The following is a 20,305-nucleotide window of genomic DNA, read 5'->3' on the forward strand; positions in this document are numbered from 1 at the left end:
TTTTTCAATGCAGTGTTTCAGTCCCCCAACGCCTCTCCCTCACGCCGAGGATCGGCACCCCCCGTCAATGTCGCTTTGCCCTGCGCATTTTTCACCCGCACGATCGCTTGGGTGCCGCTGGTCATGTCGATTTCGCTGAGCGTGTGGCCCTTGTCCTTGAGTGCCTGGATCAGCGCTGGGCTGAACTGTCCCTGTTCCAGTTCGGTGGGGCCATTGCGGCTGCCGAAGTTGGGCAGGTTGATCGCACTTTGTGCATCGAGGTTCCAGTCGAGCAGGCCTATGGTGGTTTTCGCCACGTATTCGATGATCTGCGAGCCGCCCGGTGAGCCGACCGTGGCGACAAATTCACCAGTGTTGCGATCAAAGATCAGCGTCGGCGCCATCGACGAGCGTGGGCGTTTGCCCGGTTCGACGCGGTTCGCGACTTTCTGCCCGTTCTCTTCGGGGATGAACGAGAAGTCGGTCATCTGGTTGTTCAGCAGAAAACCCTGGACCATCAGGTGCGAGCCGAACGCGGCTTCGATGGTGGTGGTCATCGACACGGCGCCGCCGAGATCATCCACCGCGACCACTTGCGAGGTCGAGATGCGCAACGGCGAGCGGTCCGGTGCATAGGCCACCTGTACGCCCGGCGGTGTGCCCGGTTTGGCGCTGCCCATGCTGCGCTCGCCGATCAGGCTGGCGCGGCTGGCCAGATAGGCAGGATTGAGCAGACCTTTGACCGGCACCGGGACGAAGTCGGTGTCGGCCACGTATTGCGCACGGTCGGCATAGGCCAGACGTTCAGCCTCGGCGATCAGATGCACCGCTTGCGGCGCCGGTTCCATGCCGGCCGGCCTATTGCTGTTCACTGGTTTGAGCGGCGTCAGCGACAGGCGTGGGTCGCGAGTCTCCAGCGCCTGCAACGTGCCGAGGATCTGCGCCACGGCGATCCCGCCTGACGACGGTGGCGGCATGCCGCAGACCTGCCAGCGCTTGTAGTCGATACACAGCGGCGCGCGCTCCCTGGCCTGATAACGCTGCAAATCGTTCAGCGACAGGCTGCCGGGGTTGGCGTGCTGTTGAACCTTGGCGACGATCTCTTCGGCGATCGGACCTTTGTACAGCGCATCGGCACCTTCGCTGGCGATGCGTTTGAACACGGCGGCCAACTTCGGGTTGTGCAGGCGCGTGCCGACAGCTTTGACGCTGCCATCGTCATTCAGGAAGTACGCAGCCATGTCTGGCGACTGGCGTATCAGTGGATCGGCAGTCAGCAGCGAATGCAGGCGCGGGGAAATCGCAAAGCCTTGCTCGGCCAGTTTGATCGCTGGCTCAAACAGCTTCGCCCAAGGCAAGCGACCGTGCTGCCGATGCGCCAGCTCCAGCGCGCGCAATACCCCGGGCGTACCGACCGAGCGCCCGCCGATCTGCGCTTGCGTAAAGGCCATCGGTTTACCGTCAGCCTTCAGGAACAGCTTCTCGGTGGCCCCGGCCGGGGCCGTTTCGCGGCCGTCATAGGTGCGCACCTGCTTGCCATCCCACAACACAATCATCGCCCCGCCACCGATCCCGGAAGACTGCGGCTCAACCAGCGTCAACACCGCCTGCATCGCAATCGCCGCATCAATCGCCGAACCACCCTGACGCAACATCTCCCGCCCGGCTTCGGCCGCGAGTGGATTGGCAGCAGCGGCCATGTGTTTATTGGCGTGACGGGTTTGCAGATCAGTGCGGTAACCGGAAGCGGCTTCCGGTGCCAGCGGCAACGAAGAAGAGGGCGGGGCGTTGCATGCGGTGAGGGTCAGAGCGCTGACAAGCAGTGTCAGGGCTGGCAGGCGAAAGCGCTTCAAGGGCTGGGCTGGAAACACGCGGGCTCTCCGTCCGTGGGGTAAAAGTCTTCGGGGACTTTATCGAGCGGGCGGGCGGGGTGCAAACTGCGTGAGGATTACAGCCCTCCCGCTCAGCGGCCGCGCCAATCGATTGGCCGAAAACGATGCCCTTGTGGGAGCGAGCCTGCTCGCGAAAGCGGTAGCTCAGGCGGTGCTATTTTCTTAGTTCTTAGTCGTGTGAAGCGTGCCGTCGGCCATTTTGCTCGGCAGCATTCCCAGCACAAACACGCTGGCCGGCCCGCCGGCGCCACGGATGGCCCAGTTCAGGCGCTGTTGCAAAATCCCGCCGCCGGCCAGACGCCCCAAAGCCAGGTCGGCGCCAATTGCCGTCGCGACAGCGGTACTGGCGGAGGGCATGAGCATGGCGCCGGCGACCATGATCTTGCCGAAGTTGCTGGCTGGCTCCTCGGCAGTGCCAGCGTCCGTGCGACACCAGTTGTCCGGCGTGCAGGACTTGGCAAATACCCTGTCTTCGCGTGGCTTGGGCGCAGGCCACTCATCCTTCTCGATGTACACCGGCTCCGGCGCTTTCGGTGGAAGCAAAGTAAACCAGGCCCTGCCACCGCTATACGGATTTAATAACCAGTCATCGTCGACAAGGTATTTGTATTGAGGCATGCCAACTCCCTGCATGGCGCTGAATCGAGCCAGGGGAGCTTGTCGGTCGAAGGGCAATTCGGGGAGAGAGGGGCGAATGCTTGAAGTGATGAAAAATACAGTTCTTACGTGAGCAAAGCCTGCTTCCTACAGGGCTATCTCAGTCCAGCGGTTTTGCGCCTGATTCAGGCAAAACCATTGTCGGTCGCGCCTGTAGTCTTTTCCTTTGAATCGCTGACTACGCCGGATTTCTCTTACAGATTATTCAGGTCGACAGCCTACACGGCGTTGCCTGAGGATGGTTTCTGTACGGTTGCCAGGAGGGGCTTCACTTTTGCTGGGCGGTGGAACAAAACAAAGGCAGCAACACGACTTCGATCAATCAAAAGAAATCTGGAAGGCGCTGAAGAGGTAGCTCAATGAAAAGCGTAAGCAATCACGAGGACAGTGTTCTCGAAATGCTGCGCACGGACGAGAATTTCGCTCTCGAATATCTCGTTGCAGCATTGGAAGAAATTGATGAAGAGGGCGGTGAGTCTGTGTTTCTCACCGCGGTGCGACGTGTGGTGGAAGCGAGAGGCGGTTTTGCCGCTGTCTCCAACGCAACCGGACTCAATAGAGGCAATCTTTACCGCCAATTTTCAGCAGATGGAAACCCAGGCCTTTCTACGCTACTGAAGGTGCTGTCTGCTGTGGGGCTCGGTTTGTCGAAGGTGGTCGCTCACAGTCAGGATGATCAGGAACACACAGCAGCGTGATCCACCGTGGTAATAAGAAGCCCGGCTCGATGTCGGGCTTTCTGATTTTTTCCCTGCGGCATTTCTCTGATGGGGCACGTGGAATTGAACCGCTGACATTAAGCGGTAGGTTGCGAGTGAAGCAGAGCGCAACTTTTCTCAAGGCATAAAAAAACGGCCTACCTTTCGGTAAGCCGTTTTTAGTACTTGGTGGCTACACAGGGACTTGAACCCCGGACCCCAGCATTATGAATGCTATGCTCTAACCAACTGAGCTATGTAGCCAAGTGGCGCGCATTATTCCCCTGAAATGGCAAAGCGTCAAGCGTAAATCGAAAATATTTCTTCCTGTTTTCAACCGCTTATCCTCCAGCCCCGAAAATCGGGGCCGGGGAGGGCGTCAGCGCAGTTGGAATCTGGCGGTATTTGCGCTCAGGGCTTCGCTGCCCTGGCTCAAGGTGTCCGCCGCGAGGTTTACGGCCCGTGCACCTTCAAGCAAACGCACGGCGGCCTGATCGACCTGTTGGATATTGCCGCTGACTTCATCGGCGGTGCTCGCCTGCTCTTCAACCGCCGTGGCGATCTGCGCGAGGGTGTCGGTGACGCTCTGCACGGCGCTGGCGATTTCACCCAGACGTTCCCCGAGGCCGGTGACCGCTTCGGCATCCGACTGCGCCTGCCCGCACGCGGCTTCCATCAGGCTCACCGCTTCGTTGACCGTAGCGCGAAGGCTGTCGACGGTGCCGGCGATCTGCGCGGTGGACGATTGCGTGCGTTGCGAGAGGCTGCGCACCTCGTCGGCGACCACGGCAAAGCCGCGACCCTGTTCGCCGGCGCGGGCGGCTTCGATGGCGGCGTTGAGCGCGAGCAGGTTGGTCTGCTCGGCGACGCCGCGAATGGTGTCCACGACCAGTTGAATCTGCTGGCCTTGCTCGCTGACCCGGCCAAGCGCGGCGGCGGTGTCGTTCAGGCGCTGATTGAGCTGCTGAATGCTGGCCGTGGTGCGCTGGCTGTCGCGGCTGCTGTCGGCGGCGATGCGCCGAGTGTGCTGGGCGCTGCCGGAGGCCTGTTCGCAACTCTGCGCGACGCCTTGCGAGGTCGCGGCCAATTGCGTGGCGGCAGCTGCGATCTGGCTGATCTGCAACTGCTGCGCCTCAACTTCACCGAGGGCGCCGCTGGAGTGTTGGTTGAGGCTGCGTACCGCGTTGCTCAACTGCGAGGTCTCGTGGTCGACGCCGAGCATGCTGCTGCGCAGTTGCACCACGGCGACGTTGAGCGCGGTGCTGATCGCTGCCAGCTCATCGCGCCCCACCACCGGTACTTGCAGGCTCAGGTTGCCGTCGCGCAAGGCCTCAGCGAGCAAGGTGATGCCGCTGGCACTGCGGCGGATCGAGGCTTGCAGGCAGACGAACAGGTACAACGCGGCCAGCAGCAGGCAACCGAAGATTGCGGCGACAACAATGAACTGGCGGATCGCCGAGCTGTAATAAGCATTGAGCCGCTGATCCAGCGCGACCAAGGATTGCTGGCGCAGGGAAGCGAGGTCGGTGAGCAGCGCGTCGAGGCTGCGTTCGAAGTCCTCTGGCTTGAGGTTGATGCTGCCGCCAAACACACCGTCGTCGAGGACTTTCAGGCCGCTGTCGAGGTGTTTCAGGCTGTCGTGATACTGGCCAGCCCAGGCTTGCAGCTCGGCTGGCAGACGCGCCTCCAGCAGGCCGGCGGTTTTCACCAGTTGCTCGCGGGCGTCCCCGATGCGACTGCGCAGGTCGCGCAACTGCAGGCGGCTCTGCAGGGTGAACTGCCCGGAGACGACCGAAGCCTGGCCGACCGCGGCGAGACGGCCGACTCGCTCGATCAGGTCCGGCGCATGTTGTGTGGATATTTGCGTCAGCAGGTAGGTTTCCAGCCACGGCGCGAGGGTCAGGCGATTGTCCATGACGATCTGCTCGCGCAAGGCTTGCAGCGCGCCCAGGGCATTGGTGAAGCGGTCATAACCGTCCGGCCACCAGCCGACACTGCTGAGGCTTTTCGAATCAAGGCCATTGAGTGCGGTTTGCAGCGCCTGAAAGCGTTCGAGGATTGCGCCGTCGGCGCCTTGCTGGTTTAGAGCATTGCCCAGCTCGGTGGTGGCTTGCAGCACCGCCGGTTGCACGCCGTCGAAGGCAGCCATGGCGGCGAGGGTGGCCGGTGTCGGCTGACGATTGGTCTCGGTGGCGCGCCAGCGGGCGGCGCGGTCGCGTTGAGCGGCGAGCAGGTTGTCCAGCGCATCCAGCGCGAGCAGCTGACGCACGCCGGCACGTTCGCCGGCGATCAGATTGAGCTTCTCGCGATAGTCATGGCCGATCATCAACAGGCTGCCGGCCAGCGGCAGAATGAACAGCAGAAACAACAATTGGAATTTACCTGCGAAGCCAAACCGCCCCAGCAATTTGATCCCCGGTGAAAGGAAAGCCTGCATGCCTCATGACTCCTCTGGACACCACGCACCATTGGCGTGCATCGCGAACCTTTCGGCTGCGACCTGTGCCCTCTAAAAGGCCTCGAAAGTTCACCCATGCCCGCTCTGTAGGCCGGCTCTGTAGCGAAACTTCCCATTGTCGAGCGCCTTTGTAAGGCGATCGTGTTCAAGGGCAGAAGCAAGGCAAGATTCAGACCATGGCGTTGCGCTATCACCGTTTGCTCGACGACCAGTCAGTTAGTTAGCTGCCTAAGGGGATAGCGTGAGCGCACCGAAAAATGGCACATTGGCGCACCTGCCTGCGGGCCCCCATCTGCTGTCCGGAATTTTCCATGGCTATCAGCAACGTTCAGACCGCCGCTGCCTCGGCGACCGCTGCTCCGCAAAGCAGCCCCTTGGTGATGCGCATCATCGGCGCGGTGGCGCTGGCGCATCTGATCAATGACCTGATCCAGTCGGTGCTGCCGTCGATCTACCCGATGCTCAAGGCCAACTATGGCCTGACCTTCACCCAGGTCGGCCTGATCACCTTGACCTTCCAGTTGACCGCGTCGCTGTTGCAGCCGTGGGTCGGTTACCACACTGATCGCCACCCCAAACCGTGGCTGTTGCCGGCGGGCACGGTGTGTACCTTGATCGGCATTCTGATGATGTCGGTGGTCGGCAGCTTCCCATTGATTCTGCTGGCGGCGGCGCTGATTGGTATCGGCTCATCGACCTTTCACCCGGAAGCCTCGCGTGTTGCGCGACTGGCCTCGGGCGGCCGGTTTGGTCTGGCGCAATCGACCTTTCAGGTCGGCGGCAATGCCGGCTCCGCGTTCGGTCCGTTGCTGGCGGCAGCGATCATCATTCCCTTCGGCCAAGGCAATGTGGCGTGGTTTGGCCTGTTCGCGGTTTGTGCGCTGTTTGTGCTGTACCGCATCAGCCGCTGGTACGCCAATCACCTCAACTTGTTCAAGCTCAAGGCCGGCCAGGCGGCGACGCACGGCTTGTCGAAGGGCAGGGTGACCAGTGCGCTGGTGGTGCTCGGGCTGCTGGTGTTCTCCAAGTATTTCTACATGGCCAGTTTCACCAGTTACTTCACCTTCTACCTGATCGAGAAGTTCGACCTGTCGGTTGCCAGCTCGCAGCTGCACTTGTTCCTTTTCCTGGGCGCAGTGGCGGCGGGGACGTTCTTCGGCGGGCCGATCGGCGACAAGATCGGGCGTAAGGCAGTGATCTGGTTTTCCATCCTCGGCGTCGCGCCATTCACCCTGATCCTGCCGCATGTCGATCTGTTCTGGACCAGCATTCTCAGCGTGGTGATCGGCTTCATTCTGGCGTCGGCATTCTCGGCGATCGTGGTGTACGCGCAGGAACTGGTGCCGGGTAATGTCGGGATGATTGCCGGGATCTTCTTCGGCCTGATGTTCGGTTTCGGCGGGATTGGCGCGGCGCTGCTCGGGCATCTGGCGGATGTGCACGGGATTGAGTACGTGTACTTCCTGTGCTCGTTTCTGCCGTTGTTTGGTGTGTTGGCGATCTTTTTACCGCGTACCAGAAAGGTCTGAACAGACGAATCGAACTGTGGGGGCAAGCCTGCTCGCGAATGGGTGTGTCAGTTGACGAGTGCTTAGCTGACACGCCGCGTTCGCGAGCAAGCTCGCTCCCACAGGGAAATGTACTCAGTCACTGAATTTCAGGCACAAAAAAGCCGCGTATTAAACGCGGCTTTTTTGTGCAGCTTTTGCTTAGACGTTGAAACGGAAGTGCATCACGTCGCCGTCCTTGACGATGTAATCCTTGCCTTCCAGACGCCATTTGCCGGCTTCTTTGGCGCCGGCTTCGCCCTTGTACTGGATGAAGTCGTTGTAGGCGATGACTTCGGCACGGATGAAGCCTTTTTCGAAGTCGGTGTGGATCACGCCGGCGGCCTGTGGTGCGGTGGCACCGACCTTGACGGTCCAGGCGCGGACTTCTTCGACACCAGCGGTGAAGTAGGTCTGCAGGTGGAGCATTTCGTAGCCGGCGCGGATCACGCGGTTCAGGCCAGGCTCTTCCAGGCCCAAGGCCTCGAGGAACATGTCCTTCTCTTCGCCGTCGTCGAGCTCGGCGATTTCCGCTTCGATCTTGTTGCACACCGGAACGACCATGGCGCCTTCTTCTTCGGCGATGGCCTTGACCACGTCCAGGTGCGGATTGTTCTCGAAGCCGTCTTCAGCCACGTTGGCGATGTACATGACCGGTTTGGTGGTCAGCAGGTGGAAGCCCTTGATCACGGCTTTCTCATCCGCGCTCATGTTTTTCATCAGGCTGCGTGCCGGCTTGGCTTCGGTGAAGTGCGCGATCAGTTGCTCAAGCAGAGCCTTCTGAACCACGGCGTCCTTGTCACCGCCCTTGGCGTTGCGCGCGACTTTCTGCAGTTGCTTCTCGCAGCTGTCGAGGTCGGCAAAGATCAGTTCTAGGTCGATGATTTCGATGTCGCGCTTCGGGTCAACGCTGTTGGACACGTGGATCACGTTGTCGTCTTCGAAGCAGCGCACGACGTGAGCGATAGCGTCGGTTTCGCGGATGTTGGCCAGGAACTTGTTGCCCAGGCCTTCACCTTTCGAGGCGCCGGCGACGAGGCCGGCGATGTCGACGAATTCCATGGTGGTCGGCAGGATGCGCTTGGGATTGACGATGGCCGCCAGCGCTTCCAGACGTGGATCAGGCATCGGCACGATGCCGCTGTTCGGCTCGATGGTGCAGAAGGGGAAGTTCTCGGCCGCGATACCGGATTTGGTCAGGGCGTTGAACAGGGTGGACTTGCCGACGTTAGGCAGGCCGACGATGCCGCAATTGAATCCCATGGTGTTTCCCCTCGGGTAAAAGTCAGGCCTTCTGGCTGTGCAGGTTTTTCATCGCGCGGTTCCATTCCCCGGCGAGGATATCCGGCAGCACGCCGAGGGCAAAGTCGATGCTGGCATCGAGTTTTTCCTGTTCGGCGCGTGGCGCACGACCCAGGACGAAATTTGAAACCATACTGGCAACGCCCGGGTGGCCGATGCCAAGCCGCAGGCGGTAGAACGTATTCTGATTGCCCAGTTGCGCAATGATGTCGCGCAACCCGTTGTGACCGCCATGGCCGCCGCCCTGCTTGAGCTTGGCAACGCCCGGAGGCAAGTCGAGTTCGTCATGCGCCACGAGGATTTCTTCAGGCTTGATGCGGAAGAAACCGGCGAGTGCCGCCACGGCCTGGCCGCTGCGGTTCATGTAAGTGGTGGGAATCAGCAGACGAACATCCTGACCCTGATGCGAGTAGCGCCCGGTCAGGCCGAAATATTTGCGATCGGCCACAAGATTCACATTCTGTGCGTGGGCGATGCGCTCAACAAAAAGGGCCCCTGCGTTATGCCGGGTCTGTTCGTATTCAGCGCCTGGATTTCCCAGGCCAACGATCAGTTTGATGGCAGTCACGATAGGGGCCCTTCCTTGGAGTGGTGGATAACATCGCCGCGATCGGGGAAAGCGGCGAAAGTGGACGAAAAATGCTCATTTACCATGGATGTAAACTCCGCGTTCTCGCCCGCTTTCTCGCTACGTTCCAGTCCGCGATGTTACTTGCTCACTCCGGCATGACAGAGTGAATTACTCTGCTGCGCCTTCTTCGGTAGGTTCTGCAGCAACACGTGGAGCGTGGACGTTGGCAACAGCCTTGTCATCGCCGTGTGCCAGAGCAACGAACTCAACACCTTTAGGAGCTTTGAGGTCCGACAGGTGAATGATGGTGCCGATTTCTGCTTTCGACAGATCGACTTCGATGAACTCAGGCAGATCTTTTGGCAGGCAGGTCACTTCGATTTCAGCAACAACGTGCGAAACTTCGCCGCCTTTCTTCACTGGAGCTTCTTCGCCAACAAAGTGTACAGGCACGATGGCGGTCAGTTTCTGGCCGGCAACAACGCGTACGAAGTCAGCGTGCATCACGTGGCCTTTGGCCGGGTGACGCTGCAGAGCCTTGATGATGACGTTCTGCTTGGTGCCACCAACGTTCAGCTCGATGATGTGGCTGTAAGCCGCTTCGTTTTCGAGCAGTTTGGCAACTTCTTTGGCCAGCATGCTGATGGATTCAGGGGCTTTGTCGCCACCGTAAACAACAGCTGGAACCAGAGCGGCGAGACGACGCAGGCGGCGGCTCGCACCTTTCCCCAGGTCGGAACGCACTTCAGCATTCAGAGTAAAATCGTTCATTTTGTATCTCCAAAATAGCCATGACCGAGTGGCGTTTGCGACCAGCGCCGAACACGGTATGGGCAAAAAAGCCCCGCCCCGACAGGAATGCCGGGGCGGGGCGCTTTTCGTCAACGAGACATTTCGCGAAGGGCAGGGCCCTTAACGGAACATCGCGCTGATCGATTCTTCATTGCTGATGCGGCGAACCGCTTCGGCAACAACCGGTGCGATATCCAGTTGACGGATACGTGCACAGGCTTGTGCTGCAGCGGACAGCGGGATGGTGTTGGTCACCACCAGCTCGTCCAGCACGGAATTTTCGATATTCTCGATGGCCCGGCCCGACAGCACAGGGTGTGTGCAGTAGGCAAAGACCTTGGCTGCGCCATGCTCTTTCAGGGCCTTGGCCGCGTGGCACAGGGTGCCGGCGGTATCGACCATGTCATCGACGAGAATACAGGTACGCCCTTCGACATCACCGATGATATGCATCACTTCAGAGTGATTGGCTTTCTCACGGCGTTTGTCGATGATCCCGAGATCGACGCCCAGCGACTTGGCAACAGCCCGTGCACGCACGACGCCACCAATGTCCGGAGACACGATCATCAGGTTTTCGAAGCGCTGATCTTCGATGTCATCCACCAGAACCGGGGAGCCGTAGATGTTATCTACCGGAATATCGAAGAAGCCCTGAATCTGGTCAGCATGCAGATCAACCGTGAGAACACGGTCGATGCCGACTACGGTAAGCATGTCAGCAACGACTTTCGCGCTGATAGCCACACGTGCGGAACGCGGACGGCGATCCTGACGGGCATAACCAAAATAAGGAATAACAGCAGTGATACGAGTAGCCGAGGAGCGGCGGAAGGCGTCAGCCATCACTACCAGTTCCATCAGGTTATCGTTGGTCGGAGCGCAGGTCGGCTGAATAATGAAGACGTCTTTACCGCGAACGTTTTCATTGATCTCGGCTGTGATTTCGCCGTCGGAAAACTTGCCGACAGAGATGTCACCGAGAGGGATATGCAGCTGACGTACGACACGCCGAGCCAGATCGGGGTTGGCATTCCCCGTAAAGACCATCATCTTGGACACGCGCAGTACCTAGAGGCTGAGGGTAACCTGGATGAGTAGAGAAAATGGCAGGGGCGGCTGGATTCGAACCAACGCATGGCAGGATCAAAACCTGCTGCCTTACCGCTTGGCGACGCCCCTGTATCTGTTGCTTTCAAGTGCCGGGCACTTGATTCCTTTAGAGCAGACTTTGCAGCTTGCGATGCAACATCGAAACGTTGCTTCCTTTCGCTACAAACCCTGTAAGGGTCTCTGTCAGAAGGGCCGAGACTTTATCAGCTTCAGCTTTGCTTGGGAAGCCCCCAAACACACAACTTCCAGTTCCGGTGAGCTTTGCTTCGGTAAATTTACCTAACAAATTCAATGCGTTACGTACCTCTGGATAACGCCTTGCTACCACCGGCAAGCAGTCATTTCGACTGTTTCCCTCGGGAACGGGGCGCACTTTAATGGGCGGTGTGTTACGTGTCAACAAAGGATCGGAAAAAATTTCTGCCGTACTAACAGCGACTTGCGGCACGAGCACCAGATACCACGGTTCTTCGGGTTCGACCGGGGTCAGTTTCTCGCCGACGCCCTCGGCAAATGCTGCATGGCCACGGACGAACACCGGTACGTCGGCACCGAGTGACAGCCCCAGTTCCGCCAGGCGATCTTCATTCCAGCCCAGTTGCCACAAATGGTTTAGCCCGAGCAGGGTCGTCGCCGCATTCGAGCTGCCGCCGCCAATGCCGCCGCCCATGGGCAGGACTTTGTCGATCCAGATGTCGATGCCGAGCGCGCAGGCGGATTGTTGCTGCAACATCTTCGCTGCGCGCACGATCAGGTTGCTGTCGTGGGGCACACCGGCGAACTCGGTGTGCAGTTGAATCACGCCGTCATCGCGCACGGCGAAAGTGATTTCATCGCCGTAATCGAGGAATTGAAACAGCGTCTGCAATTCGTGATAACCGTCTTCACGGCGACCGAGAATGTGCAGCATCAAGTTGAGTTTGGCGGGCGAGGGCAGGGTCAGGCGTGCAGCGGTCATGCGTTATTGCCCCAACTTGCGCGGTTGCCAGGTCTTGATCACCAGCGTCACGTCGAGGTCGGTGCCGTGCAGCTTGATGCGCTCGGGCAGCCAGTAACCATTCTGTTCGGTGTAGGCGGTGTATTCGACTTTCCAGCCGTCCTGCTCAAGGCTGGCCAGACGACTGTCGGCGTCCAGGTTCAAGCGACTCTTGCTTTCCGGCGCGGGCAGGCCACGAACCCACCAGGCCAGATTGGATACCGGCAATTTCCAGCCCAGCTGTTCTTCGAGCAGGGCTTCAGGAGATTGCGATTCGTAGCGGCCCTGATTGGCGACTTCCAGCGACACCTTGCCCGGACGCCCGGTCAAGCGTGCCGCGCCACGACCCAGCGGGCCGGACAGGCGAATGTCGTAGTAGTCCTGACGCTGCAGCCAGAACAGTGTGCCGCTGCCGGAATCCTTCGGCGCGCGGATGCCGATCTTGCCGTCGATCTGCCAGCCGTCGAGGCCGGTCAGTTGCTGTTTGTTTGCCGCCCACTGGGCCGGGCTGCCGTGGCCCTCGACCGATTCGCGAGTGCCGAAACCCGAGCAGCCGGCGAGCAGGGCGATGAAGCTGAAAACAATAACGTGGCGCAAAAGCATGGTTTAAAGATTCTCGGATCCGGTCAGGCGCTTGATGGTGCTGCGCAGAATGGTGCTGTCGGGCTGATCCTTGAGGAACTTGCCCCACACTTGTTTGGCTTCGCGTTGATTGCCCTTGGCCCAGAGGACTTCGCCCAGGTGCGCGGCGACTTCGTGGTCGGGGAAGCGCTCGAGCGCCTGGCGCAGGTATTTCTCCGCATCGTCCAGATTGCCCAGGCGATAGTTCACCCAGCCGAGGCTGTCGAGTACCGCCGGGTCTTCCGGATTGATCTGGTGCGCCTGCTCGATCAGCGTTTTCGCTTCAGCGTAGCGGGTGGTGCGATCGGACAAGGTGTAGCCCAGCGCATTGAGCGCCATGGCGTTGTCCGGGTCGCGCTTGATGATCAGGCGCAGGTCTTTCTCCATTTGCGCCAGATCATTGCGTTTCTCCGCGAGCATGGCGCGGGTGTAAAGCAGATTGAGATCGTCCGGGTATTTCTGCAGCGCTTGTTGCAGAACCTTCCAGGCCTTGTCGTCCTGTTTGTTGGCCGACAGGCTTTCCGATTCGATCAGATACAGCTGGATCGCGTAATCCGGTTGCTCGTCACGCTCGGCCGCCAGTTTGCTCTGCGCTTCAGCGGTCTTGCCGTTGCTCATCAGGATATCGGACTGACGCAGCTGTGCCGGCAGATAGTCATTGCCCGGGCCGACCTGGGCGTATTCGATGAGCGCGCCTTGTGGGTCATTGCGCTCTTCGGCAATTCGGCCGAGGTTCAGGTGCGCCGAATCGACGTGGCTTTCGCGAGCGATCAGGTCTTCCAGATAACCCTTGGCCTCATCCCACGCCTTGGCTTCCAGGCACACCAGCGCCAGCGAATAACGCAGTTCATCGTCTTCCGGGTATTGCTGAACGAGGGTGGAGAATTCGGCCTTGGCGTCGTCCATGCGGTCCTGTTCGACGAGCATGCGCGCGTAAGTCAGGCGCAGGCGCTTGTCTTCCGGGTATTTCCTGATGCTTTTCTGTAACAGCGGCAGCGCTTCGTCGCCACGGTTGAGCAATTGAAGCAGGCGCGCACGCAGCAGGATCGGTGCGATCTCGCCATCTTCCGGCGGATTGTCTTCGAGTAGAGTCAGCGCACCTTGATTGTCGCCGTCCTGCTGCAACAGCAGAGCCTTGCCGAAAATCAGCTGATTGTTGTTCGGGTGGCGCTCAAGCAAACGGTCGAAGCTTTTCATCAGGCCGTTGCGGGTTTCCTGATCGGTGTCGGCCGCCGACAGCGCGAGGAAATCGAAATGGGTGTCGCCCTTGCCCTGCAGGACTTTCTCCATGTAGACCATGGAGTCGTCGTAGCGCCCGGCGCGGGCCAGTTGCACGGCAGCGGCGCGTTGCGCTTCGAGATCATCCGGCGCGTTGCGCGCCCAGATCAGCGCGGTGTCGAGGGCCGGTTGATCGGCGCCCAGATATTCGGCGATGCGGAAAGCCCGCTCGGAGACGCCCGGATCCTGGGTGTTGATGGCCTGGGTCACGTAATTGTCCAGGGCAATGTCGAAACGATTGCGCTGGCCGGCGAGTTCGGCGCTCAGCAGACTGAACACGGTTTCCTCGCTGAATGAGCCGTAAACCTTGGGCTTTTCAGGTGCGGGCGTGGTGTCTTCGACCGGCGGGGTGCCGTCCGGCGCAACGGGCGCCATGGCCTGGCAGCCGCTGAGGAAGACAAAAGCGAGGAGCAACGCGGAAGATCTATTCATATAGGAAGAGGACGACTAACCTGCGGTCGGATCATCATGACACAAGCCTTCGGCCAAACATAACCGAGACTCAATTGTGGCCATTATAGGGGCTGACGATTGGGACAATAGTCAGCGGTAGTTGTTCTGAATCTTTCGAAGTAGGACAATTGCCGGCTTCACGTCACCATCAGCGACCTTGAATGGCCTTCCTTGCACTCGGTATTAACCACAAGACTGCTTCAGTAGACGTCCGCGAGCGCGTGGCCTTTACCCCTGAGCAGCTGGTGGAGGCCTTGCAGCAGCTCTGCCGACTGACCGACAGCCGCGAAGCTGCGATCCTCTCCACCTGCAATCGCAGTGAGCTTTATATAGAACAGGATCAGCTGTCGGCCGATGTCGTGCTGCGCTGGCTGGCCGATTATCACCATCTGAGCCTCGACGAACTGCGCGCCAGTGCCTATGTGCATGAAGACGATGCGGCTGTTCGTCACATGATGCGCGTCGCCTCCGGGCTCGATTCGCTGGTGTTGGGCGAACCGCAGATTCTCGGTCAGATGAAATCGGCCTACGCCGTGGCCCGCGAGGCCGGCACCATCGGTCCGCTGCTGGGGCGGCTGTTTCAGGCGACGTTCAATGCCGCCAAGCAGGTGCGTACCGATACTGCGATCGGCGAGAACCCGGTGTCGGTGGCGTTTGCTGCGGTGAGCCTGGCGAAACAGATTTTCAGCGATCTGCAACGCAGCCAGGCGCTGCTGATCGGTGCCGGTGAGACGATTACGCTGGTCGCGCGCCATTTGCATGAGCTGGGGGTCAAGCGCATCGTCGTTGCCAACCGCACGCTGGAGCGCGCCAGTCAGTTGGCCGAGCAATTTGGGGCTCACGCGGTGCTGCTCTCGGACATTCCGGCGGAGCTGGTGCGCAGTGATATCGTCATCAGTTCGACCGCCAGCCAGTTGCCAATCCTCGGCAAGGGTGCAGTGGAAAGTGCGCTGAAGCTGCGCAAGCACAAGCCGATCTTCATGGTCGACATTGCCGTACCGCGCGATATCGAGCCGGAAGTCGGCGAACTCGACGACGTTTACCTGTACAGCGTCGACGATCTCCACGAAGTGGTCGCCGAGAACCTCAAGAGCCGTCAGGGCGCTGCGCAAGCGGCGGAGGAAATGGTCTCGGTCGGCGCCGACGATTTCATGGTGCGCCTGCGCGAACTGGCGGCAGTCGATGTGCTCAAGGCCTATCGTCAACAGAGCGAACGCCTGCGGGACGAGGAATTGCAGAAGGCCCTGCGTCTGCTGGCCAACGGCGGCAACGCCGAAGACGTGCTCGGGCAACTGGCCCGTGGCCTGACCAACAAACTCTTGCATGCGCCCAGCGTGCAGTTGAAAAAGCTGTCTGCCGAAGGCCGCCTCGATGCGCTGGCCATGGCCCAGGAACTCTTTGCCCTTGAGGGCTCACCGGATAGTTTTTCGGATAAAAAACCGCAATGAAAGCGTCACTGCTCAACAAGCTGGACATTCTCCAGGACCGTTTCGAGGAACTGACCGCGCTGCTCGGCGACGGTGAAGTCATTGCCGATCAGGCCAAGTTCCGCGCCTATTCCAAGGAATACGCCGAACTCGAGCCGGTAGTGGCCGCCTATAAAAAGCTGCTCGGCGTGCAAAGCGATCTTGAAGGCGCGCAGGCGCTGCTCAAGGACAACGACCCGGACATGCGCGAAATGGCCGTGGAAGAAGTTCGCGAAGCCAAGGAGTTGCTGGTCACGCTGGAATCCGATCTGCAGCGCATGTTGCTGCCTAAAGATCCGAATGACGGGCGCAACGTCTTCCTCGAAATTCGCGCCGGCACCGGTGGCGACGAGGCGGCGATCTTCTCCGGCGACCTGTTCCGCATGTACTCGCGTTATGCCGAGCGGCGTGGCTGGCGGGTAGAGATCCTCTCGGAAAACGAAGGCGAACACGGTGGCTATAAAGAAGTCATTGCGCGCATTGAGGGCGACAACGTTTACGGCAAGTTGAAATTCGAGTCCGGCGCACACCGCGTCCAGCGTGTCCCCGCCACCGAATCCCAGGGCCGGATCCACACCTCGGCCTGCACCGTGGCGGTATTGCCCGAGCCGGACGAGCGCGAAGCCATCGAGATCAACCCGGCGGATCTGCGTGTCGACACTTACCGTTCCTCCGGCGCTGGTGGTCAGCACGTCAACACCACCGATTCGGCGATCCGCATCACCCACATCCCGACCGGCACCGTCGTCGAGTGTCAGGAAGAACGTTCCCAGCACAAGAACCGTGCCCGGGCGATGGCGTGGCTGTCGGCCAAGCTCAACGATCAGCAAAACGCTGCGGCGGCCAACGCGATTGCCAGTGAGCGCAAGTTGTTGGTCGGCTCCGGTGATCGTTCCGAGCGTATCCGCACCTACAACTACGCCCAGGGCCGGGTCACTGACCATCGCGTCAACCTGACCCTGTATTCCCTGGATGAAATTCTCGCCGGTGGCGTCGAAGCTGTGATCGAGCCGCTGCTGGCCGAATATCAGGCTGACCAGCTCGCAGCGATAGGTGAATAAATGACCATCATCGCCAGCCTGTTGCGCGCTGCCGAGTTGCCGGACTCGCCGACTGCGCGTCTGGACGCTGAATTGCTCCTGGCCGCCGCATTGGGCAAGTCGCGCAGCTTCCTGCACACCTGGCCCGAGCGCATCGTGCCGAGCGAGGCTGCGCTGACCTTTGCCGAGTATTTGCAACGGCGGCGTAGCGGTGAACCGGTGGCCTACATTCTCGGCCAGCAGGGCTTCTGGAAGCTGGATCTGGAAGTCGCGCCGCATACGCTGATTCCGCGCCCGGACACCGAATTGCTGGTGGAGGCAGCTCTTGAGCTGCTGCCGGCAACCCCGGCCAAGGTCCTCGATCTGGGCACCGGCAGTGGTGCGATTGCTTTGGCTTTGGCGAGCGAACGCCCGGCGTGGAAAGTCACCGCCGTGGATCGTGTGCTTGAAGCCGTGGCCCTGGCCGAACGCAACCGCCAGCGTCTGCACCTGAACAACGCTACGGTGCTGAGCAGCCATTGGTTCAGCGCCCTTGAAGGCCAGCGCTTCAATCTGATCATCAGCAACCCGCCGTACATTGCCGCCGCCGATCCGCATTTGGTCGAGGGCGATGTGCGTTTCGAACCGGCCAGTGCGCTGGTCGCCGGTGAAGATGGCCTCGACGATTTGCGCCTGATTGTTGCGCAGGCGCCGGATCATCTTGAAGCCGGCGGCTGGCTGATGCTCGAACACGGCTATGATCAGGCCGAAGCCGTGCGTGACCTGCTGCTCACTCGTGGCTTTGAAGAAGTCCACAGCCGCACCGATCTGGGCGGCCATCAACGCATCAGTCTGGGGCGCCTGCCGTGCTGAATGATCAGGAATTGCTGCGCTACAGCCGGCAGATTCTGCTGCAACACGTCGACATCGACGGGCAACTGAAGCTCAAGGCCAGCCGCGTGCTGATCGTCGGCCTTGGCGGTCTCGGCGCGCCGGTGGCGTTGTATCTGGCGGCAGCGGGCGTCGGCGAGTTGCATCTGGCGGATTTCGACACGGTCGATCTGACCAACCTGCAACGGCAGATCATTCACGACACCGACAGTGTCGGCATGTCCAAGGTCGACTCGGCGCTCAAGCGCCTGGGCGCGATCAATCCCGAGATTCAACTGGTCGCCCATCGTCAGGCGCTGGACGCCGATTCCCTCGCCGCAGCGGTGGCGGCGGTGGATCTGGTGCTCGATTGCTCGGACAACTTTTCCACGCGCGAGGCGGTTAACGCCGCTTGTGTTGCCGCGTGCAAGCCACTGGTCAGTGGCGCGGCGATTCGTCTGGAAGGGCAGCTGTCAGTGTTCGATCCACGGCGTGCCGAAAGCCCTTGCTACCACTGCCTGTACGGACACGGCAGCGAAGCCGAACTGACCTGCAGCGAGGCCGGCGTGGTCGGGCCATTGGTCGGTCTGGTCGGCAGCTTGCAGGCGCTGGAAGCGTTGAAAGTACTGGTCGGCTTTGGCGAACCCTTGGTGGGGCGACTGTTGTTGATCGACGCCTTGGGCTCGCGCTTCCGTGAATTACGGGTCAAGCGTGATCCGGGTTGCAGCGTCTGTGGCGTCCGCCATGCGTGAAGCGCCGATCGGCGTGTTCGATTCCGGGGTCGGCGGCTTGTCGGTCCTCGGCGAAATTCAGCGCTTGCTGCCCAACGAATCGCTGCTTTACGTCGCCGATTGCGGGCACATTCCTTACGGCGAGAAAACCCCGGAATTCATCCGCCAGCGTTGCAGTGCGATGGCAGGATTTTTTCGCGAGCAGGGTGCCAAGGCTTTGGTGCTGGCCTGCAACACAGCGACCGTGGCCGGTGTGGCCGATCTGCGTCGTGATTTCCCGGACTGGCCGATTGTCGGCATGGAACCGGCGGTCAAACCGGCCGCAGCGGCCACGCGAAGCGGCGTGGTTGGCGTTCTGGCCACGACCGGCACGTTGCAGAGCGCAAAGTTTGCCGCGTTGCTCGATCGTTTCGCGGCTGACATAAAAGTCATCACCCAGCCCTGTCCGGGACTGGTCGAACTGATCGAAACGGGTGATCTGCACAGCGCCGAATTACGCACTTTATTGCAAGGTTACGTCGCTCCATTGCTGGCGCAAAACTGCGACACAATCATTCTTGGCTGCACCCATTATCCCTTCCTCAAGCCGTTACTCAGGTCGATGATCGCCGACGATGTCAGCCTGATCGATACCGGAGCTGCCGTGGCCCGGCAGTTGCAGCGCTTGCTCGCCGAGCGTGATCTGCTGGCGCAACGTCCGAGCCAGCCTGTGAAGTTCTGGACCAGCGGCGATCCGCAATCCCTCAGAAAAATCCTACCGTTGCTGGGCCAAACTGCGTCGAATGTGCAAAACTTCGACTTGTAAAAAAAATGTGAAATAACTTAAAAAACGCTGAACTTCTGACCAAGCGCGGATTTCTATAGCGACAGCAGCAACTAAAAACCAAACGATCGTTCCGGAAAAGGAAGTTTCAAAGTGAAGCGACTATTCTGCTTGGCCGCGATTGCGGCCGCACTGATGGGGCAAAGCATTTCTGCACAAGCCGCTGGCGTTGAATTCGCCGTCGGCGGTACCAGCGATTCGACAATGACGTATCGCTTAGGCATGAATTTCGACTGGGACAAGAGCTGGCTGCAGAGCGACGTTGGTCGCCTGACCGGCTACTGGAGCGGTGCGTACACGTATTGGGAAGGTGACAAGACTTCCAGCAACAACAGCCTGTCGTTCTCGCCTGTATTCGTTTACGAGTTTGCCGGTCAGTCGGTCAAACCGTACGTTGAAGCGGGTATCGGCGCGGCGTTCTTCTCCAACACCGAATATGAGAGCAACAAGCTGGGCGGGTCCTTCCAGTTTGAAGACCGCATCGGTGTCGGCCTGCGTTTCAACGGCGGCCACGAAGTCGGCATCCGCGCCACGCACTATTCCAACGCCGGCCTGTCCAGCGACAACGATGGTGTAGAAAGCTACGCGCTGCATTACACAATGCCGCTGTAACACGCCGCTACGCGGAACCAACGTGGGAGCGAGCCTGCTTGCGAAAGCTGAGTGTCAGTCAATTCAAATGGTGGCTGACACACCGCCTTCGCGAGCAGACTCGCTCCCACAGTTGTTTCCGCGCCGTCAAACAAATCAGCGGTAGGCTGTCGCAATACCCCGGCGCTCTTCGATGCACTCCGGCGCGCCCATTTCAAACTCGCGGCAAATCAGCGGGCGTCGTTCATAGATCGTGCACATCATGCTGTCGCGATCCAGCGCCGCGCACCAGCCGTCGTCCAGACGCAGCATCACTTCGCCGCCCCATTCATCGGTATCGATAAAGCGATCAGGCACGCCGGTGTCGGTGATCAGCATCACTTCGAGCTGGCAGCAGCACGCCGCACAGGTCGAGCAGGTGACCGCCGGTTCGGCAATTTGGGTGTGGGGGATGGTTTTCATCGTGGC

19 protein-coding genes and 2 tRNA genes are annotated in these 20,305 nt (G+C 60.1%); 8 read left to right on the top strand and 13 right to left on the bottom strand.

Annotated elements, in window-relative coordinates:
- Positions 1 to 17: 17 nt before the first annotated feature.
- Together ggt and JWU58_RS05230 are read right to left on the bottom strand one after the other, a co-directional pair.
- Entirely contained in the window at positions 18 to 1,850 is a 1,833-nt protein-coding gene (gene ggt / locus JWU58_RS05225) for a gamma-glutamyltransferase (RefSeq protein ID WP_206421565.1), read from the bottom strand.
- Between the two features lie 183 nt (positions 1,851 to 2,033).
- Positions 2,034 to 2,489, bottom strand: a complete 456-nt coding sequence (locus JWU58_RS05230; RefSeq protein WP_206421566.1) for a hypothetical protein — start codon at positions 2,487 to 2,489, stop codon at positions 2,034 to 2,036.
- Positions 2,490 to 2,887: 398 nt separating this feature from the next.
- Between JWU58_RS05230 and JWU58_RS05235 the strand changes: the two genes are divergently transcribed.
- On the top strand, positions 2,888 to 3,226 hold the full coding sequence (locus tag JWU58_RS05235) for a helix-turn-helix domain-containing transcriptional regulator (protein WP_206421567.1): 339 nt from the start codon (positions 2,888 to 2,890) through the stop codon (positions 3,224 to 3,226).
- 187 nt (positions 3,227 to 3,413) lie between these two features.
- Here the strand turns inward: JWU58_RS05235 and JWU58_RS05240 are convergent.
- Positions 3,414 to 3,490 (bottom strand) — tRNA-Met (locus tag JWU58_RS05240).
- A gap of 115 nt (positions 3,491 to 3,605) precedes the next feature.
- Positions 3,606 to 5,663, bottom strand: a complete 2,058-nt coding sequence (locus JWU58_RS05245; RefSeq protein WP_206421568.1) for a methyl-accepting chemotaxis protein — start codon at positions 5,661 to 5,663, stop codon at positions 3,606 to 3,608.
- A 332-nt stretch (positions 5,664 to 5,995) separates the two neighbouring features.
- Here JWU58_RS05245 and JWU58_RS05250 point away from each other — a divergent pair, with 332 nt between their 5' ends.
- Positions 5,996 to 7,213 carry an MFS transporter gene (locus tag JWU58_RS05250; RefSeq protein ID WP_206421569.1) on the top strand — a complete coding sequence of 406 codons (1,218 nt, stop codon included), beginning with the start codon at positions 5,996 to 5,998 and terminating at the stop codon, positions 7,211 to 7,213.
- A 180-nt stretch (positions 7,214 to 7,393) separates the two neighbouring features.
- On the opposite strand, the gene ychF is transcribed toward JWU58_RS05250, so the two are convergent.
- The 8 genes from ychF to JWU58_RS05290 form a co-directional block, all read right to left on the bottom strand.
- Positions 7,394 to 8,494 carry a redox-regulated ATPase YchF gene (gene ychF / locus JWU58_RS05255; RefSeq protein ID WP_016773202.1) on the bottom strand — a complete coding sequence of 367 codons (1,101 nt, stop codon included), beginning with the start codon at positions 8,492 to 8,494 and terminating at the stop codon, positions 7,394 to 7,396.
- A 22-nt stretch (positions 8,495 to 8,516) separates the two neighbouring features.
- A complete protein-coding gene (pth, locus tag JWU58_RS05260; protein WP_016773203.1) occupies positions 8,517 to 9,101 on the bottom strand; it encodes an aminoacyl-tRNA hydrolase in 585 nt (194 codons plus the stop codon).
- 171 nt (positions 9,102 to 9,272) lie between these two features.
- Positions 9,273 to 9,875, bottom strand: coding sequence for a 50S ribosomal protein L25/general stress protein Ctc (locus JWU58_RS05265; RefSeq protein WP_016773204.1), 603 nt, complete (start codon positions 9,873 to 9,875; stop codon positions 9,273 to 9,275).
- Between the two features lie 141 nt (positions 9,876 to 10,016).
- The gene (locus JWU58_RS05270; RefSeq protein WP_003171603.1) at positions 10,017 to 10,958 is read right to left on the bottom strand and encodes a ribose-phosphate pyrophosphokinase; all 942 of its coding nucleotides are present in this window, start codon (positions 10,956 to 10,958) and stop codon (positions 10,017 to 10,019) included.
- A gap of 45 nt (positions 10,959 to 11,003) precedes the next feature.
- Positions 11,004 to 11,078 (bottom strand) — tRNA-Gln (locus JWU58_RS05275).
- A gap of 37 nt (positions 11,079 to 11,115) precedes the next feature.
- Positions 11,116 to 11,967 carry a 4-(cytidine 5'-diphospho)-2-C-methyl-D-erythritol kinase gene (gene ispE, locus JWU58_RS05280; RefSeq protein WP_206421570.1) on the bottom strand — a complete coding sequence of 284 codons (852 nt, stop codon included), beginning with the start codon at positions 11,965 to 11,967 and terminating at the stop codon, positions 11,116 to 11,118.
- Between the two features lie 3 nt (positions 11,968 to 11,970).
- Complete coding sequence (lolB, locus tag JWU58_RS05285) at positions 11,971 to 12,588, bottom strand: lipoprotein insertase outer membrane protein LolB (protein ID WP_016773207.1); 618 nt, start codon at positions 12,586 to 12,588, stop codon at positions 11,971 to 11,973.
- Between the two features lie 3 nt (positions 12,589 to 12,591).
- Positions 12,592 to 14,316 carry a tetratricopeptide repeat protein gene (locus JWU58_RS05290; protein WP_206421571.1) on the bottom strand — a complete coding sequence of 575 codons (1,725 nt, stop codon included), beginning with the start codon at positions 14,314 to 14,316 and terminating at the stop codon, positions 12,592 to 12,594.
- A gap of 182 nt (positions 14,317 to 14,498) precedes the next feature.
- On the opposite strand from JWU58_RS05290, the gene hemA reads away from it, so the two are divergent.
- The 6 genes from hemA (at position 14,499) to JWU58_RS05320 (ending at position 19,858) form a co-directional block, all read left to right on the top strand.
- Positions 14,499 to 15,785: a glutamyl-tRNA reductase gene (gene hemA, locus JWU58_RS05295; RefSeq protein WP_016773209.1), complete on the top strand. Its 1,287-nt coding sequence runs from the start codon at positions 14,499 to 14,501 to the stop codon at positions 15,783 to 15,785.
- Positions 15,782 to 16,864, top strand: a complete 1,083-nt coding sequence (prfA, locus tag JWU58_RS05300; RefSeq protein ID WP_016773210.1) for a peptide chain release factor 1 — start codon at positions 15,782 to 15,784, stop codon at positions 16,862 to 16,864. Before hemA ends, prfA begins: the two co-directional genes overlap by 4 nt.
- Positions 16,865 to 17,695, top strand: coding sequence for a peptide chain release factor N(5)-glutamine methyltransferase (prmC, locus tag JWU58_RS05305; protein WP_206421572.1), 831 nt, complete (start codon positions 16,865 to 16,867; stop codon positions 17,693 to 17,695).
- Positions 17,689 to 18,444 (top strand): molybdopterin-synthase adenylyltransferase MoeB, encoded by a 756-nt coding sequence (locus JWU58_RS05310; RefSeq protein WP_206421573.1) that lies wholly within the window; start codon positions 17,689 to 17,691, stop codon positions 18,442 to 18,444. Before prmC ends, JWU58_RS05310 begins: the two co-directional genes overlap by 7 nt.
- Positions 18,437 to 19,228, top strand: a complete 792-nt coding sequence (gene murI, locus JWU58_RS05315; protein ID WP_024014292.1) for a glutamate racemase — start codon at positions 18,437 to 18,439, stop codon at positions 19,226 to 19,228. Before JWU58_RS05310 ends, murI begins: the two co-directional genes overlap by 8 nt.
- A gap of 111 nt (positions 19,229 to 19,339) precedes the next feature.
- On the top strand, positions 19,340 to 19,858 hold the full coding sequence (locus tag JWU58_RS05320; protein WP_122507863.1) for an acyloxyacyl hydrolase: 519 nt from the start codon (positions 19,340 to 19,342) through the stop codon (positions 19,856 to 19,858).
- Between the two features lie 135 nt (positions 19,859 to 19,993).
- Here the strand turns inward: JWU58_RS05320 and JWU58_RS05325 are convergent, their stop codons facing one another.
- Positions 19,994 to 20,299, bottom strand: coding sequence for a YkgJ family cysteine cluster protein (locus JWU58_RS05325; RefSeq protein ID WP_024014290.1), 306 nt, complete (start codon positions 20,297 to 20,299; stop codon positions 19,994 to 19,996).
- Positions 20,300 to 20,305: the final 6 nt, after the last annotated feature.

The sequence above is a fragment of the Pseudomonas atacamensis genome (assembly GCF_017167965.1).
GTDB classification, from domain to species: Bacteria; Pseudomonadota; Gammaproteobacteria; order Pseudomonadales; family Pseudomonadaceae; genus Aquipseudomonas; species Aquipseudomonas atacamensis.